At 68.4% G+C, this 17,574-nt stretch carries 15 protein-coding genes; 13 read left to right on the forward strand and 2 right to left on the reverse strand.

Annotated elements, in window-relative coordinates:
* Positions 1 to 278: 278 nt before the first annotated feature.
* Complete coding sequence (locus E9229_RS16330) at positions 279 to 1,352, reverse strand: PrsW family intramembrane metalloprotease (protein ID WP_221184686.1); 1,074 nt, start codon at positions 1,350 to 1,352, stop codon at positions 279 to 281.
* A gap of 252 nt (positions 1,353 to 1,604) precedes the next feature.
* On the opposite strand from E9229_RS16330, the gene pyrR reads away from it, so the two are divergent.
* The 13 genes from pyrR (at position 1,605) to E9229_RS16395 (ending at position 16,503) form a co-directional block, all read left to right on the forward strand.
* On the forward strand, positions 1,605 to 2,195 hold the full coding sequence (pyrR, locus tag E9229_RS16335) for a bifunctional pyr operon transcriptional regulator/uracil phosphoribosyltransferase PyrR (RefSeq protein ID WP_183512699.1): 591 nt from the start codon (positions 1,605 to 1,607) through the stop codon (positions 2,193 to 2,195).
* The gene (locus E9229_RS16340; protein WP_183512700.1) at positions 2,192 to 3,172 is read left to right on the forward strand and encodes an aspartate carbamoyltransferase catalytic subunit; all 981 of its coding nucleotides are present in this window, start codon (positions 2,192 to 2,194) and stop codon (positions 3,170 to 3,172) included. The genes pyrR and E9229_RS16340 overlap by 4 nt, the downstream gene beginning before the upstream one ends.
* 18 nt (positions 3,173 to 3,190) lie before the next feature.
* Positions 3,191 to 4,522, forward strand: coding sequence for a dihydroorotase (locus E9229_RS16345; RefSeq protein ID WP_183512702.1), 1,332 nt, complete (start codon positions 3,191 to 3,193; stop codon positions 4,520 to 4,522).
* Positions 4,523 to 5,185 carry a PH-like domain-containing protein gene (locus tag E9229_RS16350; protein ID WP_183512703.1) on the forward strand — a complete coding sequence of 221 codons (663 nt, stop codon included), beginning with the start codon at positions 4,523 to 4,525 and terminating at the stop codon, positions 5,183 to 5,185. It abuts the gene before it with no gap.
* Positions 5,182 to 6,378, forward strand: coding sequence for a glutamine-hydrolyzing carbamoyl-phosphate synthase small subunit (gene carA / locus E9229_RS16355; protein ID WP_183512704.1), 1,197 nt, complete (start codon positions 5,182 to 5,184; stop codon positions 6,376 to 6,378). The genes E9229_RS16350 and carA overlap by 4 nt, the downstream gene beginning before the upstream one ends.
* The gene (gene carB, locus E9229_RS16360; RefSeq protein WP_183512705.1) at positions 6,378 to 9,677 is read left to right on the forward strand and encodes a carbamoyl-phosphate synthase large subunit; all 3,300 of its coding nucleotides are present in this window, start codon (positions 6,378 to 6,380) and stop codon (positions 9,675 to 9,677) included. The genes carA and carB overlap by 1 nt, the downstream gene beginning before the upstream one ends.
* Complete coding sequence (pyrF, locus tag E9229_RS16365) at positions 9,670 to 10,527, forward strand: orotidine-5'-phosphate decarboxylase (protein ID WP_183512707.1); 858 nt, start codon at positions 9,670 to 9,672, stop codon at positions 10,525 to 10,527. The genes carB and pyrF overlap by 8 nt, the downstream gene beginning before the upstream one ends.
* A gap of 160 nt (positions 10,528 to 10,687) precedes the next feature.
* Complete coding sequence (mihF, locus tag E9229_RS16370) at positions 10,688 to 11,023, forward strand: integration host factor, actinobacterial type (RefSeq protein WP_183512708.1); 336 nt, start codon at positions 10,688 to 10,690, stop codon at positions 11,021 to 11,023.
* 11 nt (positions 11,024 to 11,034) lie between these two features.
* A complete protein-coding gene (gmk, locus tag E9229_RS16375; protein WP_183512709.1) occupies positions 11,035 to 11,613 on the forward strand; it encodes a guanylate kinase in 579 nt (192 codons plus the stop codon).
* A 69-nt stretch (positions 11,614 to 11,682) separates the two neighbouring features.
* Positions 11,683 to 11,946, forward strand: a complete 264-nt coding sequence (rpoZ, locus tag E9229_RS16380) for a DNA-directed RNA polymerase subunit omega (RefSeq protein WP_183512710.1) — start codon at positions 11,683 to 11,685, stop codon at positions 11,944 to 11,946.
* A gap of 18 nt (positions 11,947 to 11,964) precedes the next feature.
* A complete protein-coding gene (coaBC, locus tag E9229_RS16385; RefSeq protein WP_312855735.1) occupies positions 11,965 to 13,215 on the forward strand; it encodes a bifunctional phosphopantothenoylcysteine decarboxylase/phosphopantothenate--cysteine ligase CoaBC in 1,251 nt (416 codons plus the stop codon).
* 21 nt (positions 13,216 to 13,236) lie between these two features.
* Positions 13,237 to 14,442 carry a methionine adenosyltransferase gene (metK, locus tag E9229_RS16390; protein WP_183512712.1) on the forward strand — a complete coding sequence of 402 codons (1,206 nt, stop codon included), beginning with the start codon at positions 13,237 to 13,239 and terminating at the stop codon, positions 14,440 to 14,442.
* A gap of 18 nt (positions 14,443 to 14,460) precedes the next feature.
* Positions 14,461 to 16,503, forward strand: a complete 2,043-nt coding sequence (locus E9229_RS16395) for a primosomal protein N' (protein WP_183512713.1) — start codon at positions 14,461 to 14,463, stop codon at positions 16,501 to 16,503.
* Positions 16,504 to 16,594: 91 nt separating this feature from the next.
* Here E9229_RS16395 and E9229_RS16400 read toward each other — a convergent pair whose 3' ends face one another.
* Positions 16,595 to 17,482: an alpha/beta fold hydrolase gene (locus E9229_RS16400; RefSeq protein WP_183512714.1), complete on the reverse strand. Its 888-nt coding sequence runs from the start codon at positions 17,480 to 17,482 to the stop codon at positions 16,595 to 16,597.
* Between the last annotated feature and the right edge of the window lie 92 nt (positions 17,483 to 17,574).

A 17,574-nucleotide genomic window follows, 5' to 3' on the forward strand; every position in this document is an offset into this window, starting at 1 on the left:
CGCCACGTCACCTTCTCGAGCGGTAAAGCCAGACAAGGGGGTCATGTCCCTCCACGCCTCCTCGCGGGCGCGTGCCATCGAGCCCGCAAGGTCATCGGTGCTGCGGGCCGGGTAGAACTGACGCGTTTGCGGGATGCCCGTTCGTGTCGTGCATTCGAAGCCGCCAGCCATGGCCTCTGTGGCGCAGGCCGTCCGTCCGGAGCCCGAATCGAGACGGGCCGGAGGCGGCTCGACCCATGCCGTGATGACGCTGCACTGCCGCCCCGGGGATCGGCAGGCTAACCGGCGCAGCCTCCGGCGAGCATCAGCTGTCGCTGCCGCGCCGAGGATGCCAGCAGTGCTGCCTCGATCTGCAGGTCACGAGGATCGGCGTGGCCCGCTGCAATGCGCTGGCGCACCGCCGCGAGGCGCATGGCGGCCCGGGTGAAGTCCTGCATCTGAGCGGCACGCCCGCGTTGCTGTGCCCACGCCCTCGCCGCCCTGCGCCCGGCACGGGTGGAGAACATCGCCACCTCGGCCTCGGTGAACCAGCCGTCCCGCTGGTAGGCACCAAGGTTCCTGGCGGCCAGCATCCGTTCGCCGCGGCGCAGCATGAACACCGCCGCCACCGAGGCGATGAACAGCGGGACCTGGAGCAGGAAGTAGAAGCCGAAGAACGTGTCGAAGAACAGCATCGTGCCGCCGTTCCACAGGAAGTGTCCGAGCATCGCAGGAAGCAGTCCCGCGGTGAAATACAGCGGCCAGCGTGATCGGGCGCCGCGTTGTGCGGCCTTTCCCAGCGCGTAGCCGGTCCAGGCGGTGAACATGACATGCGCGAACGGGGAAAACAGGCCGCGCAGCACGAAGATGCCGGCCAGTGCGCCGGGGGAGTTGCCCGCCTCGAGATAACTGGTGCCGAAGTAGAGGATGTTCTCGGTGAAGGCGAATTCGGCACCGACCATTCCCCCGTAGACGATGCCGTCCACCGGCTCGTCGAACTGCGACCTGCCCACCAGGAAAATCAGCAACACCCCGAGGCCCTTGGCCAGTTCCTCCACGATCGGGGCCTGCACCACGGTGCCGAACAGTTCGGCGTCCAGCAGGCCGGAAGGATTGAAGAAGGCCGCGGAGAACGCGTCGCCGAAGAGCAGCGTTCCCGCTACCGAGGCACCGGCACCCCAAAACAGCGCCGCCACCAGCATCAGCCGCGGTTCCGGGTCCCAGCGGTCCACCCAGAGCAGGCCGGCCACGCACAAGCCCAGCGGCACCAGCGCCAGCACGCTGACCAGCAGCACGGTGCCGGGCCCCAGGTTCCAGATCAGGAACAACGCCACCAGCGCTAGGGCGAGGGAACCCGCACAGAGGATCGCCACGAGCCCTCCGGCGCCCTCGCTCAGCGCTGCCCACCGAGGATGTGCCGGGTACGCGGGGAGATGACCGGAGGGGCCGTCGGGATGCGGCGGGGGAGCCCAGGGCGAAACGGGGCCGTGCGTGGACGGCGGCGGCGGTGGCTGTGAGGTAAAGCTCATGCGCTAAAGCGTAGGCCCTGTGTGGCCTGTGCTAATTTTGAAGAGAGCAATCAACCTTTAAATTCCGTCCAGTGAGGCGGGGAAGGGAGGCGGCGCATGGGCATCGAAGCCACTGTAGCCGGCGACTCTGCACCGAAGGACGTCCGAACCGTCCTGTCCGGCGCGGATATAGACCGGGTTTTGACCCGGATCGCCCACGAGATCATCGAGGCGAACAAGGGAACCACGGACCTGGTCCTGATGGGCATCCCCAGCCGCGGCTTTCCGCTGGCACAACGCCTGGCCGAGCGCATCGCTGCCGCCGAACCGGGCATCGATCCGGTCGCCATGACAGGCCAGCTCGACGTCACCATGTACCGTGACGACCTGCGCCACTCCACCACCCGCACCCCCGTGCCGACGCGCCTGCCCGAGGGCGGCATCGACGGCAAGGTCGTCGTGCTGGTCGACGACGTGCTCTACTCCGGACGGACCATCCGCGCCGCGCTCGACGCCCTGGCCGATCTGGGCCGCCCGCGCATCGTGCGCCTGGCGGTGCTGGTCGACCGCGGCCATCGTGAACTGCCGATCCGGGCAGACCATGTCGGCAAGAACCTTCCCACGGCCACCTCGGAAAAGGTGCGCGTGCACCTGTCCGAAACCGACGGCGCGGGCAACAACGAAGTCGTTATCGAGGCACGGGCATGAAGCATCTTCTCTCCACCCTTGACCTTTCGCGCGCCGACGCGATCCGCATCCTGGACATTGCCGAGGAAATGGCCGCCGTCGGGCACCGCGAGGTCAAAAAGCTTCCGGCCCTGCGCGGACGCACCGTGGTGAACCTGTTCTTCGAGGATTCCACCCGCACCCGGATCTCCTTCGAGGCCGCAGCCAAGCGACTGAGCGCCGACGTGATCAACTTCGCAGCGAAGGGCTCCTCGGTTTCCAAGGGCGAATCGCTGAAGGACACCGCGCAGACGCTCGAGGCCATCGGCGCCGACGCCGTGGTCATCAGGCACTGGGCCTCCGGCGCCCCGGCCCGCCTGGCCGCGACCGACTGGATCGACGCGCCGGTGATCAACGCAGGCGACGGAACCCACGAACACCCCACCCAGGCTCTGCTTGACGCCTTCACGCTGCGCACCCACTGGGCCAAGGTCCGCGGGATCCAGTCCTCCGGCACCGACCTGACCGGCATGCGCGTGAGCATCGTCGGCGACATCCTGCACTCGCGGGTGGCGCGTTCCAACCTCTGGCTGCTGCGCACCCTCGGCGCCGAGGTCACCATGGTCGCCCCGCCGACTCTGCTGCCCGTCGGCTCTGGCTCCTGGCCCTGCAAGATCAGCTACGACCTGGACGCGACACTGGCAGCGGGCACCGACGCCGTGATGATGCTGCGCGTGCAGGGCGAACGCATGCACGCGGCGTTCTTCCCGAACGCACGCGAGTACTCGCGCCGCTGGGGCTTCGACGATGCCCGCCTGGCCACACTGGACGCCGCTGATTCGGCAGCGACCATCATCATGCACCCGGGCCCGATGAACCGCGGCCTGGAAATTTCCTCGGGCGCAGCCGACTCGCCCCGCTCCACCGTGCTGGCCCAGGTCTCCAACGGCGTCGCCGTGCGCATGGCCGTCCTCTACCTGCTTCTCTCCGGGGACCAGCAGCGTCCCGCCGGCAACTGAATTCCTTAGGAGTCTGACATGTCCAATACCAGTTACCTGATCCGCGGCGCCCGCCCGCTGGGTGCCGCGCCGGCCGACCTGCTCATCGTCGACGGCCTGATCGCTGCCCTCGGTGCCGAGGCCGCGGCCCACGCTGCCGCGGGCGGTGCCACCGTCATCGACGCTCGGGGACAAATCATGCTTCCGGGCATGGTCGACCTGCATACCCACCTGCGCGAACCGGGCCGCGAGGACGCCGAAACGGTTGAAACCGGTACCCGCGCCGCTGCCAAGGGCGGCTTCACTGCCGTGCACGCGATGGCCAATTCCAACCCGGTGGCCGATACAGCCGGCGTTGTCGAGCAGGTGTGGTCGCTGGGCAAGCGTTCGGGCTGGGTCGACGTGCGCCCGGTCGGCGCCGTCACCGTGGGCCTGGCCGGCGAACGGCTCTCCGAGCTCGGCGCCATGGCCGATTCACGCGCCCGCGTGAGGGTCTTCTCCGACGATGGCATCTGCGTCCACGACCCGGTGCTGATGCGCCGCGCGCTGGAATACGTGAAGGCCTTCGACGGGGTCATCGCCCAGCACGCCCAGGAACCGCGGCTGACCGAGGATGCCCAGATGAACGAGGGCGAGGTCTCCGCGGTGCTCGGCCTGGTCGGCTGGCCCGCCGTCGCCGAAGAGGCGATCATCGCCCGCGATGTGCTGCTGGCCCAGCACGTTGATTCGCGCCTGCATATCTGCCACGTCTCCACCGCAGGTTCGGTGGACATCATCCGCTGGGCCAAGGAGCGCGGCATCAAGGTCACCGCGGAGGTCACCCCGCACCACCTGCTGCTCACCGAGGAGCTGGTCCGCAGCTACGACCCGGTGTACAAGGTCAACCCGCCATTGCGCCGCGAGGCCGACGTGATGGCGCTGCGTGCCGCCTTGGCCGACGGGACCATCGACGTGATCGGCACCGACCACGCCCCGCACCCCTCCGAGGCCAAGGAATGCGAATGGGCGCAGGCCGCCATGGGCATGACCGGGCTGGAGACCGCGCTGTCCGTGGTGCAGCACACCATGATCGAGACCGGGATGATCTCCTGGGCCGATTTCGCGCGCATCACCTCCACCACCCCGGCCGCCATCGGCCTGCTGGCCGACCAAGGCCGTCCGATCGCGGTCGGCGAGCCAGCCAACCTGGTCTTCGTCGACGCCGACGCGCGCTGGATCGTGGACCCGTACGCGATGGCCACCAAGGGCCGCAACTCGCCGTTCAAGGGCCTCGAGCTGCCCGGCAAGGTCGTCTCCACGTTCTTCCACGGCCACCCGACGGTGCTCGACGGGGAACTGAATACCCCCGTCCCGACGAACGGTGACCTCTAAATGGGCCAGTACACCCAGGCCATCGCGATCACCGTCGCCGCGGTGCTCGTCTTCATCGCGCTGATCGGCCTCGGCTGGCGCAACCGGCTGCGCCGGCAGTCGGGCATTGCCCCGCTGCCGCAGGCCCCGGCCGACCTGCCGCCGTCGCGGTCCTTCGAGGGCCAGTACGTCTGCACCACCACGGCCGATGACTGGCTGGACCGGATCGCCGTGCACTCCCTGGGCCTGAGGACCAACGCCGGAGTGCGGGTCTTCGCCGCCGGCGTGCTGATCGAACGCGACGGGGCGGCCCCGGTCTTCATCGCCGCCGACGCGCTCCGGGGAGTTGGACGCTCATCGGGGATGGCCGGCAAGTTCGTCGAAAAGGACGGGCTGCTGGTACTCACCTGGATGCTGGGGGACAAGGCAGTGGATACCGGCTTCCGGCCCCGCTACCACCAGGAAATGAAGGAACTGGCCGAGCTGGCCGGTGCGCTGCTGGAACCCGCCGCCGAACCCACCGGGCCAGATGCCGCGGGCGAACCGGACTTCACGGTCACTGCGGAATCCGCAGGGACCACGGACGCCACGCCCCAGGACACGGCCATAGAGAACTCCGCACCGGGCGCCACGCCCGCTGCGCCACCCACAGATTCGCCCGCAGCAGAGAAGGAAAACCAGTGACTGCACAGATCACATTCGAGCCCGCCAAGCTGGTGCTCGAAGACGGACGCGTATTCAGCGGCCGCGGCTACGGTGCCACCGGCACCGCCCTCGGCGAAGCCGTTTTCACCACCGGCATGACCGGCTACCAGGAAACGCTTACCGACCCGTCCTACGCCCGCCAGCTGATCGTGCAGACCGCACCGCACATCGGCAACACCGGGGTCAACGCGGCGGACAACGAGTCATCGCGCATCTGGGCCGCCGGCTACGTGGTGCGCGACGCCGCCCGCCGTGCCTCCTCCTGGCGTGCCGAGAGCACCTTGGACGATGAGCTCGTCCGCCAGGGCATCGTCGGCATCCAGGAGGTCGACACCCGCGCCATCACCCGCCACCTGCGTGAACGCGGTGCGATGAAGGCCGGCATCTTCTCCGGAGCCGATGCGGCGAAGGACATCGCGCAGCTGCTGGAGATCGTCAAGTCCCAGCCCTCGATGGAGGGCCTCTCGCTGGCCGAGGAGGTCTCCTGCAAGACCGCTTACACGGTCGAGCCGAAGGACCACGGCTGGGACGGACCGGTCCGCTACGAGATCGCCGCGCTGGATCTGGGCATGAAGGCGATGACCCCGGCCCGCTTCGCCGAGCGCGGCGTGCGCATGCACGTGCTGCCCGCGAGCACCACGGCCGATGAGGCCAAGGCACTGAACCCCGATGGCATCTTCATCTCCAACGGACCCGGCGACCCGGCCACCGCGCAGAAGCAGGTCGAGTTCGTCCGCGAGTTCCTGGACGCCGGCATCCCGTACTTCGGCATCTGCTTCGGCAACCAGATCCTGGGCCGCGCCCTGGGATTCGGGACCTACAAGCTGCGCTACGGCCACCGCGGCATGAACCAGCCGGTCATGGACCGCTCCACCGGCAAGGTCGAGATCACGAGCCAGAACCACGGCTTCGCCGTGGACGCGCCACGCGAGGGCTCGCCGCTGGCACCCGTGGGCAAGTACGGCCGCGTCGCCGTCTCGCACATCTCGCTGAACGACCAGGTCGTCGAGGGCCTGTCCTGCCTGGACATCCCCGCCTTCTCGGTCCAGTACCACCCGGAGGCGGCGGCCGGACCGCACGACGCCGCCTACCTGTTCGACCGCTTCATCGACCTGATGGAAGCTTCCAAGAGCGCACCCGCCGACGCATCCAAGACTGGGGAAAACAAGTAATGCCGAAGAGAGAAGACCTCAAATCCGTCCTGGTGATCGGCTCCGGCCCGATCGTCATCGGTCAGGCTGCCGAGTTCGACTACTCGGGCACCCAGGCGCTGCGCGTGCTGCGCGAGGAGGGCCTGCGGGTCATCCTCGTGAACTCCAACCCGGCCACCATCATGACCGACCCGGAATTCGCCGATGCCACGTACATCGAGCCGATCACCCCCGAGGTCGTCGAGAAGATCATCGCCAAGGAGCGCCCGGATGCGATCCTGCCGACCCTCGGCGGCCAGACCGCATTGAACACCGCCATTGCGCTGGACAAGGCCGGCGTGCTGGAAAAGTACAACGTCGAGCTGATCGGTGCCAACATCGAGGCCATCGAGCTCGGTGAGGACCGCGAGAAGTTCAAGGGCGTCGTGGAGCGCTGCGGCGCCGAGTCTGCCAAGTCCTACATCGTGCACACCATGGACGAGGCATTCGCCGCCGTCGAGATCCTGAACTACCCCGTCGTCGTGCGCCCCTCCTTCACCATGGGCGGGCTCGGCTCGGGCATGGCATACAACGCCGAGGACCTGCGCCGCATTGCCGGGCAGGGCCTGCAGTACTCGCCGACCACCGAGGTGCTCCTGGAGGAGTCGATCCTGGGCTGGAAGGAATACGAGCTGGAGATGATGCGCGACAAGAACGACAACGTCGTCGTCGTGTGCTCCATCGAAAACTTCGACCCGGTCGGCGTGCACACCGGCGACTCGATCACCGTCGCCCCGGCGCAGACGCTGACCGACCGCGAGTACCAGAACCTGCGCGACATCTCGATCGCCGTCATCCGCGAGGTGGGCGTCGACACCGGCGGCTGCAACATCCAGTTCGCCATCGAGCCGGACACCGGCCGCGTCGTGGTCATCGAGATGAACCCGCGCGTTTCGCGTTCCTCCGCGCTGGCCTCCAAGGCCACCGGCTTCGCCATCGCCAAGATCGCCACGAAGCTGTCCCTGGGCTACACCCTGGACGAGATTCCGAACGACATCACGCTCAAGACCCCGGCCTCGTTCGAGCCCGCGCTCGACTACGTCGTGGTCAAGGTCCCGCGCTTCGCCTTCGAGAAGTTCCCGGCCGCCGACAAGACGCTGACCACCACCATGAAGTCAGTCGGCGAGGCCATGGCCCTGGGCCGCAACTTCACCGAGGCGCTGCAGAAGGCGTTGCGCTCCCTGGAGCAGAAGGGCTCCGAGCTAGCGTTCAAGGCCCCGAACGACTTCGAGATCCCCGAACTGCTCGCTGCCTCCGTCAAGGGCAGCACCGACCGCCTGTACAACGTGCAGCGCGCGCTGCTCGGCGGCGCATCGATCGAGGAGGTCTTCGAGGCCACCAAGATCGACCCGTGGTACCTGGACCAGCTGGTGTTGATCAATGAGACGGCCGCCATCATCAAGGCGCAGCCCGAGCTCAACGAGCAGGTGCTGCGACTGGCCAAGCGCCACGGCTTCTCCGACGCGCAGATCGCCGCGCTGACGCACAAGTCCGAGGCAGTGGTCCGCGGGATCCGCCACGCGCTGGGCGTGCGCCCGGTCTACAAGACGGTCGATACCTGCGCCGCCGAGTTCGCCGCGTACACCCCGTACCACTATTCCTCCTACGACGAGGAGACCGAGGTCGCGCTGCATGAGAAGCCCTCGGTGATCATCCTGGGCTCGGGCCCCAACCGCATCGGCCAGGGCATCGAGTTCGACTACTCCTGCGTCCACGCCACGATGGCGCTGCGCGCCGCCGGCTACGAGACGGTCATGGTCAACTGCAACCCGGAGACGGTCTCCACCGACTACGACGTGTCCACCCGCCTGTACTTCGAGCCGCTGACGCTCGAAGACGTGCTGGAAGTCATCCACGCCGAGGAGGCCACCGGCGGCGTGCTGGGCGTGTTCGTGCAGCTGGGCGGGCAGACCCCACTGAAGCTGGCACAGGAACTCGCCGACGCCGGGGTGCCGATCCTGGGCACCTCCCCGGAGGCCATCGACCTGGCCGAGCACCGTGGCGCCTTCCAGCGCGTGCTGGACAACGCCGGGCTGATCGCCCCGAAGAACGGCACGGCCGTCTCCTTCGACGACGCCAAGCGGATCGCCGACGAGATCGGCTACCCGGTCCTGGTGCGCCCGTCCTATGTGCTCGGCGGCCGCGGCATGGAGATCGTCTACGACGAGGCGAACCTCGCGCGCTACATTGCCAACGCCACGGAAATCACCGAGGACCACCCGGTGCTGGTCGACCGCTTCCTGGAAGACGCCATCGAAATCGATGTCGACGCCCTGTACGACGGCAAGGACCTCTACGTCGGCGGCATCATGGAGCACATCGAGGAGGCCGGCATCCACTCCGGCGACTCGGCCTGCGTGCTGCCCCCGATCACGCTGGGCAAGGACGTCTGCGACCGCGTGGTCGAAGCCACCCGCGCCATCGCCGCGGGTGTGGGCGTGCGTGGCCTGATCAACATCCAGTTCGCGCTGGCCTCCGACGTGCTCTACGTCATCGAAGCCAACCCGCGTGCCTCGCGCACCGTGCCGTTCACCTCCAAGGCCACCGGCGTGCAGCTGGCCAAGGCCGCGGCGATGATCGGCGTCGGCGTGCCCATCGCCCACCTGCGCTCGGTCTACCACCTGCTTCCGGAGACCGGCGACGGCGCCTCGCTGCCGGACCATGCACCGGTTTCGGTGAAGGAGGCAGTGCTGCCCTTTGCCCGCTTCCGCACCCCCGAAGGCCGCGCCGTCGATTCGCTGCTGGGCCCGGAAATGCGCTCCACCGGCGAAGTCATGGGCATCGACAAGTACTTCGATACAGCCTTCGCGAAGGCCCAGGCGGCCGCGAACTCGCCGCTGCCGACAGCGGGCCGCGTGTTCGTCTCGGTGGCCAACCGCGACAAGCGCTCGATCGTGCTGCCGGTCAAGCACCTGCTGGACCTGGGCTTCGAGATCGTCTCCACCGGCGGCACGGCAGAGGTGCTGCGCCGCAACGGCATTACCGCCACCGTGGTCCGCAAGGTCCGCGAAGGCTCGGCGGAGGGCGAGGAGAACATCGTCGACATGATCACCGAGGGCAAGATCGACATGATCCTGAACACCCCCTCGGGCGGCGACGCACGTGGGGACGGCTATGAGATCCGCGCCGCAGCCACCTCGGTCGGCACACCGCTGATCACCACCATTGCCGAGTTCGGGGCGGCGATCCAGGCGATCGACGCCATGCGCCACTTCGAATGGTCGGTCACCTCGCTGCAGGAGCACGCCGCCATCCTCAAGGGCGACGGCAGCAATGCCTGAACAGCGCGATGACGCGGTTGCCGCCAGGGCTCCCTTCGGGGAGCGCCTGGCGGCGGCCATGGCCGAACACGGCCCGCTATGCGTGGGCATCGATCCGCACCCGGGGCTGCTCGCCGCCTGGGGACTGAACGACGATGTGCAGGGCCTGCGCAGCTTCTCGCTGACGGTGGTCGAGGCCATGGCCGGGCACATGGCGGCGCTGAAGCCGCAGGTGGCCCTGTACGAGCGCCATGGCTCGGCAGGCATCGCCGTGCTGGAGGAAACCCTGGCGCTGTCCCGCACGGCCGGCATCCTGACCATCGCCGACGCCAAGCGCGGGGACATCGGCTCCACCATGGCCGCCTACGCGCAGGCCTGGCTGGGCGAGGGCAGCGCGCTGGCCGCCGATGCCGTCACGCTGAGCCCGTACCTGGGCTACGAGTCGCTGCGTCCGGCGCTCGACCTGGCTGCGGCCACCGGTCGCGGCGTGTTCGTGCTCGGTCTCACCTCCAACCCGGAAGGTGCAGCTGTGCAGCACGTCGGTGGCGCTGATTCGGTCGCCGCGCGCGTGATCAGGGCCGTCGGGATGGAAAACGCCGGGGCGGTGCCGTTTGGTTCCACCGGCCTCGTCATCGGCGCCACCGTCGGCGACGCGCTCCAGCGGCTGGGCATCGACCTGGCTGCCTCGGCGGCGCCGATCCTGGCTCCGGGCCTCGGTGCCCAGGGTGCCACGGGGGCCGACATGAAGGAAGCCTTCGGTGCCTGCTGGGACCAGATCCTGGGCACCAGCAGCCGTGGAATCCTGGCCGCGGGGCCATCGGGCAGCGCCTTGCTCGATGCCGCACGAACCACGCGCGATTCACTGCGCTAGGCGCCACCGTGCCAAGGGAGTCCATAACTGTGGACTCCCTTGGCATTTGCCGTGGCCAACGCGCAAATGACAACCATTGCGTCCGGCGCTCCAGTTGGCTATGTTCGGTTCAGGCCACCCGGCCAACCATGAGGCGGCCTAATGAAACGGGGACAGAAACATGGTATTGAGAACACTGTCGGACGAAGACCGCGCCAAGGCCCGTGCCAAGGCGCTGGCAGCACGCACGCGGCGTGCCGAAATCAAGAAGTCATTCGGTTCCGGGGCCCTGAGCATCACCGAGATCCTTGACCTGGTGCCGGACGACGAGGCGCTAGGCAGGCTGCGTGTCTTGGACCTGCTGGAATCCCTCCCGGGAGTCGGTGAGATCCGCGCCGCCGCATTGATGGATAAACTGGGTATTTCCCCCTCCCGCAGACTGCGTGGGCTGGGGCGCAAGCAGCGGGAAGCGCTCATCGAACATTTCGGTGGAACGCCCCCACCAACGAAAGAGTAACGAACAACACCATGCCGGCCTCCAGCCACGCCCCCGTCACAGTTCTCGCCGGACCCACAGCAGTGGGGAAGGGGACGATATCCACCTACATCCGGGACAACTATCCCGAGGTGTGGCTCTCGGTATCGGCCACCACCCGCGACCCGCGACCGGGAGAAGTGGAGGGCGTGCACTACTTCTTCGTCGGCCCCGAAGCCTTCGGTGAGTTGGTCAAGTCGGGCGAAATGCTGGAGTGGGCGGTCGTGCACGGGCAGAACAGCTACGGAACCATACGCTCGAAGGTCGAAGAGGCGGTCGCCGCCGGCAAGCGCGTCCTGCTGGAGATCGATCTCCAAGGCGCGCGGCAGGTCAGGCAGACTCTTCCCGAGGCCAGATTCGTCTTCCTGGCGCCACCCAGCTGGGACGAATTGGTGCGCCGGCTCGTCGGCCGCGGCACGGAATCCGCCGATGAGCAGCAGCGCCGCCTGGAAACCGCTAAACTAGAACTTGCTGCCGAGCCCGAATTCGACATCACCATCGTGAACGACGACATCGGGCGTGCCGCGGACGAGCTGGTCACCCGCATGGGATTGACCCCGCACCCGAGGTAACGGCCCGGCACATTTCCGTGTGGGGCCCGCCGGCACCGCATCAAAACCGACCAAGAATTTGGAGGCTTCGTGTCCACGAACCTTGAGGGCATCATCAACCCGCCGATCGACTCGCTGTTGACCACCACCGATTCCAAGTACGCCCTGGTGATCAACTCGGCCAAGCGCGCGCGCCAGATCAACGCGTACTACGCCCAGCTGCACGAGGGCCTGTTCGAGTACGTCGGCCCGCTGGTGGAAACCCGCCTGAACGAGAAGCCGCTGTCGATCGCACTGCGTGAAATCAACGAGGGCCTGCTCAAGGTCACCCCGATCGTTGAGCCGGCCGAGTAACAACAGGTCGTGACGGGCGTGGCAGCGAAGCGTGTGGTTCTTGGTGTGAGTGGCGGCATTGCCGCCTACAAGGCAGCTTCGCTGCTACGCCTGTTTAAGGAGGCCGGCCACCACGTCGATGTGATTCCCACTCGGAACGCATTGAAGTTCGTGGGGGCGCCGACCTGGGAGGCCCTGTCGGGCAACCCGGTGTCCACCGAGGTCTTCGAGGCGGTGGACACGGTCAACCACGTGCGTCTGGGCCAGCAGGCCGATCTGGTCATCGTCGCCCCGGCCACCGCCGACCTGATGGCCCGTGCCGCCGCTGGCCTGGCCGATGACCTGCTCACCGGCACCCTGTTGGCCACGGCCGCCCCCGTAGTGCTGGCCCCGGCCATGCATACCGAAATGTGGGAGAACCCCGCCACCGTGGCGAATGTGGCGACGCTCCGTGCGCGCGGCATCACCGTCATCGAACCAGCCAGCGGCCGGCTCACTGGCAAGGATTCCGGCCCCGGCCGCCTGCCCGAACCCGCTGAACTCTTCGCCGCCGTGGCGCACCTGCTCGAACCGGCCGGGCCTGGCCCGCTGGCCGGGCGTACGGTCGTTGTCAGTGCCGGGGGGACCCGCGAACCGCTGGACCCCGTGCGTTACCTGGGCAACAGGTCATCGGGCCGCCAGGGTGTTGCCGTGGCCCGCGCGGCACTGGCCGCCGGCGCCACCGTGCGACTGGTGGCCGCGCACCTCGAGGTGCCCGTGCCCGGGGGCGTCGAACTGTCGACGGCCTCGACCGCCATCGAACTCGATGCCGCCGTACAGCGTGCCGCCATCGGTGCCGACGCGCTGGTGATGACGGCCGCGGTGGCTGATTTCCGCCCGGCCGAATACGTCGAATCCAAGATCAAGAAGTCCGATGACCGGGCCGACCCGGTGATCACGCTGGTGCGCAACCCCGACATCCTGGCCACGCTGGTATCCCGCCGTGCCGAACTGGGTGACAGGGGCGGCCTGCCCGGGCTCATCGTGGGATTCGCCGCCGAGACGGGCGATGCCGAGGCCGGAGTGCTGGAGCACGGGGCGGCGAAACTGGCCCGCAAGGGCTGCGAGCTGCTGGTCGTGAACCAGGTCGGCGGCGGGCTGGGCTTCGGCGTCGAAGTCAACTCGGTGACCGTGCTCGCGGCCGACGGCGCGGCACCCGTCACCGCCGCGGGAACCAAGGACGAGGTGGCGCAGGTGCTGATCTCGATGATTGCTTCACGCCTGGACGCTGACGTCCACCGGAACCGGTAACGAACCGGTAGAGTAGCTTCGGTGACTTCAGTTTCCCCCGCCCTGCGCCTGTTTACTTCCGAATCCGTGACCGAGGGCCACCCCGATAAGATCTGCGACCAGATCTCGGACGCCATCCTCGATGCGATGCTCGCCAAGGACCCCGACTCACGGGTCGCCGTCGAGACGCTGACCACCACCGGGCTGGTCCACGTCGCCGGCGAGGTGACCACCAACGGCTACGTCGAAATCCCCGAGATCGTGCGCCGCACGCTGCTGGACATCGGCTACGACTCGTCGGGCAACGGCTTCGACGGAGCCCGCTGCGGCGTCTCGGTCTCCATCGGGCAGCAGTCCCAGGAAATTTCCGACGGCGTCTCCAACTCGCTGGAGGTCCGCGAGGGCTCGGCCGTTGATCCGCGCGACGCCCAGGGCGCCGGCGACCAGGGCCTGATGTTCGGCTTTGCCTCGGATGAGACGGCGACGCTGATGCCGACCCCGATCCACCTGGCGCACCGCCTCTCCGAGAGGCTCACCCTGGCCCGCAAGGGCGGCAGCCTGCCGCTGCTGCGCCCGGATGGCAAGACCCAGGTCACCATCGGCTACGACGGCGACACGCCGGTCTCGGTGGAGACCGTCGTGGTCTCCTCGCAGCACGCCGCCGAATACGCTTTGGAGGACCTGAAGGCCGCGCTGCTGGCCGAGGTCGTCCACCCCGTGCTCCAGGGCACCGAGCTTGATACGTCCAAGACCCGCATCATCCTGAACCCCTCGGGCCCGTTCATCATCGGCGGCCCGGTGGGGGACGCCGGGCTGACCGGCCGCAAGATCATCGTCGACACCTACGGCGGCTTCGCCCGCCACGGCGGCGGCGCGTTCTCCGGCAAGGACCCCTCCAAGGTCGACCGCTCCGCCGCCTACGCGATGCGCTGGGTAGCGAAGAACGTCGTGGCTGCCGGGCTGGCCCGGCGCGTGGAGATCCAGGTCGCCTACGCCATCGGCGTCGCGCGGCCGGTGGGCCTCTACGTGGAGACCTTCGGCACCGAGACGGTGGACCCGGCAAAGATCACCGAGGCGATCAACGAGATCTTCGACCTGCGCCCGCTGGGCATCATCGAGGACCTGCGCCTCAAGCGCCCGATCTACCAGAAGACGGCGGCACACGGCCACTTCGGCCGCGAAGACCCCGACTTCACATGGGAATACACCGACCGCGCCGCTGACCTGCGCGCCTACTTCAACGCGTAGGGGCCGGTAGCGCCAGCCATGGATACCGAACCCCGCCAGCCCTCGCTGTTGGCGGGGTTTGACATTTCCGGACCAGCCCCGGGGATACCGCATGCGGCCGCGCACCTGCCGGTAGCCCGGGTCGCCATCGAATCGGCGGTGCCGCACCTGGACCGTGACTTCGACTACCTGGTCCCCGCCGCGCTGGATGCCGATGCCCAGCCCGGTGTCCGGGTCAAGGTCCGCTTCGGTGGACAGGAGCTGACCGGGTTCCTGCTCGAGCGCCGCGAGACTTCCGAGGCCGGGGTCAAGCTGCAGCCGCTGGCCAAGGTGGTGTCGTCAGAACCTGTGCTGACACCGCACGTGCTGTCCCTCGCGCGCGCCGTGGCGGCGCGGTATGCAGGGACGCTCTGCGATGTGCTGCGTGCCGCCATACCGCCGCGCATGGCCCGCGTCGAGTTCGAAGCGCGTGCCCTTGAAGCGCCCGCTGAGGCCGGTGCCGGGGCAGCGGAACCCGGGGAGCACCTGTCGGTTCCCACCGAGCTGCTGCAGAAGTACGACGGGGGAGCCGAATTCGCCCTGGCGTTGGCTGCCGGGCAGAGCCCGCGCGCGGTGCTCGGCGTCATCCCCAACCAGCCAGGAGGCTGGCCGGCACTCTTGGCAGAGGTGGTCGCGGAGACCAGGGCCTCCGGCCGGGGAGCGCTGGTAGTGGTGCCCGACGCCCGGGACCTGAACCGGCTCTGCGCTGCACTGGACACCGCCATCGGGCAGGAGAACTACGCGCGGCTGAGCGCCGATGACGGTGCCACGCCCCGCTACCGGAACTTCCTGCGGCTTGCCCGCGGAGAGGTGGACATCGCCGTGGGTACCCGAAACGCGGCGTTCGCTCCGGTACGGAACCTGGGCGCGGCGATCATGTGGGAGGACCACGATTCATCGCACGCCGAACCTCGGGCCCCCTACCAGCATGCGCGCGAGGTGCTGCTGCTGCGCGCCGGAGCCGAGGGCTGTGCCCTGCTGCTGGCCTCGCACGGGCGCTCCGCCGAGGCCCAGCGACTTGTCCGCACCGGCTGGGCGCGGGAATTGGGCGCGCCGCGACCGGTGCTGCGCCAGAAGGCGGCCCGCGTGGTTTCCAGCTCCGATTCCTTTGAACGTGAACGCGATCCGGTGCTGCATGCCGCGCGGCTGCCCGCGGTGGCCTGGAAGGCCGCGTCCGAGGCGCTGCGGCACGGGCCGGTGCTGGTTCAGGTGGCCCGGACCGGATTCCTGCCCGCGCTGCGCTGCGAACGCTGCCGCGAATCGGCGCGCTGCACGGAATGTAACGGCCCCCTGGGCTACCGTGACGCGCACTCCACCCCGTCTTGCCAGTGGTGCGGCCGCCATGCGCCGGGTTGGGGCTGCCCGACTTGCGGGGGAACCCGGCTGCGCGCGGCAACCATCGGTGCCGATCGCACGGCCGAGGAGCTGGGTCGGGCGTTCCCCCAGGTGCCGGTGGTTTCGGCGACCGGCGCAAACCCCCGGGTTTCCGTCGGCCCCGAGCCGGCGCTTGTCGTTGCCACACCGGGTGCCGAACCGTACGCCGAGGGTGGTTATGCTGCGGTGCTGCTCCTGGACGGCGACAGGATGCTGGCCCGTGACGGGTTGCGGACCGGCGAGGAACTGCTGCACCGCTGGATGGCCGCGGCAGCGCTGGCCCGTGGGCATGAAAACGGCGGCGTGGTCGTTGTCGCCGCGGGGGAATCGGATCCACTGCGGGCGCTGCTGCGCTGGGATCCGGCATCCTTCGCCGAACGCGAACTGGTGTTGCGACACGGGCTTCATCTGCCGCCTGCGGTGCGCACCGCCCTGATCCAGGGACCGGCTGTCGCTGCGGATAAGCTGGCGAATTCACTGGCCCTGCCCGAAGAGGCCAAGTTGCACGGTCCCGTCCCGGAAGCGGAAACCGACCACCGATGGCTATTGTTCTACCCCTATGCGCAGGGAAACGCCGTCACGGCCGAACTGCGTCGGGCGCGCATGGTCGCCAGCGCGGCGCGCGAACCAGTGGTGCGGATCCGCGTGGATCCCGACGGCATCCTTTAGCCGGGACGGGTGGTCATGGAGGCTCGGAGGTTTGTTGCCGCCCGGCGGGAGCCGGGAGCCCGGTCGTCGAGCAGTTCAGGCGTCCAGCAGTTCAGCCGTTCTGCGAATCCAGGAAATCGCGCACGATCTCGGCGGCAACGCCCGGCTTCTCATAGTGGATCAGGTGCCCGACCCCGTCGATGACGGCCATCGACGCGTCGGGAAACAATGCGCCGAGGTCCTGCTGTGCCGGGATCGAACCGAGTTCGTCGAGCTCGCCGACGATGAGCCGCACCGGGACGGTGATGGCCGGCGCGTACTCGCGCACCGTCGCGCTGATCGATGCCTCGTAGGCTTCGCGCAGCGTCGAACGGTCGGCAAAACGGCTGAAGTAGCGGCGGTGCTGGTCCACCACATAGGCGCGGACCTCCTTGTCCCTGGACTTGGTCAGCGCCGCGCTCATGGCATCGGTGATCAGCCGCGAACGCAGCAGTCCGTCGCCGAGGCGTGCCGGCAGGGCGGCGCCGGCGCCGTAGTACAGTCCGGCAATCCGCGAAAAGACAGCCTGCGATCCCTCCAGCGCGGGTTCGCAGATCGGGTTCACCAGCACCAGCGAGGCGAAGCTGCCGGGGTGCGTGGCCAGGTGGCAGGCCGCGACGATGCTGCCGAACGAGTGGCCCAGCAGCACCGTGTCGCCCGGCAGCTCCAGCTCCCGGCGCAGCGCCTCGATGACGCGGGCGTAACCGGGCACATCGTGGCGTCCACAGCTGAACGAAGTCGATTCCCCGAAGCCGGGAAGGTCGGGCACGATCACCGTGTACTCGGGAAGCGCCTCGATCAGCAGCGCGAGCCCGTGGTGGTCGCCGCGGAAACCATGGACCGCGAAGATCGCCCCGCGGGGGCTGTCGGTCGCCGGGTAGGTAAAGCACTTCACCTCTGCCCCGTGGATCCGGTGGAGGGAGCGCAGGGGGGTGCGGGCGGTGAAGGCTGTTGCTGGCATGGAACAAGCCTAGCTCGGAGCAGCAGCCGCGCCAGGGTGCGCCACGGACTCGGATAAGGAGGGCGCGGCACCGGTGGACCCGGCCCGGGGTG

It is taken from the genome of Paeniglutamicibacter cryotolerans, assembly GCF_014190875.1.
Taxonomy (GTDB): domain Bacteria; phylum Actinomycetota; class Actinomycetes; order Actinomycetales; family Micrococcaceae; genus Paeniglutamicibacter; species Paeniglutamicibacter cryotolerans.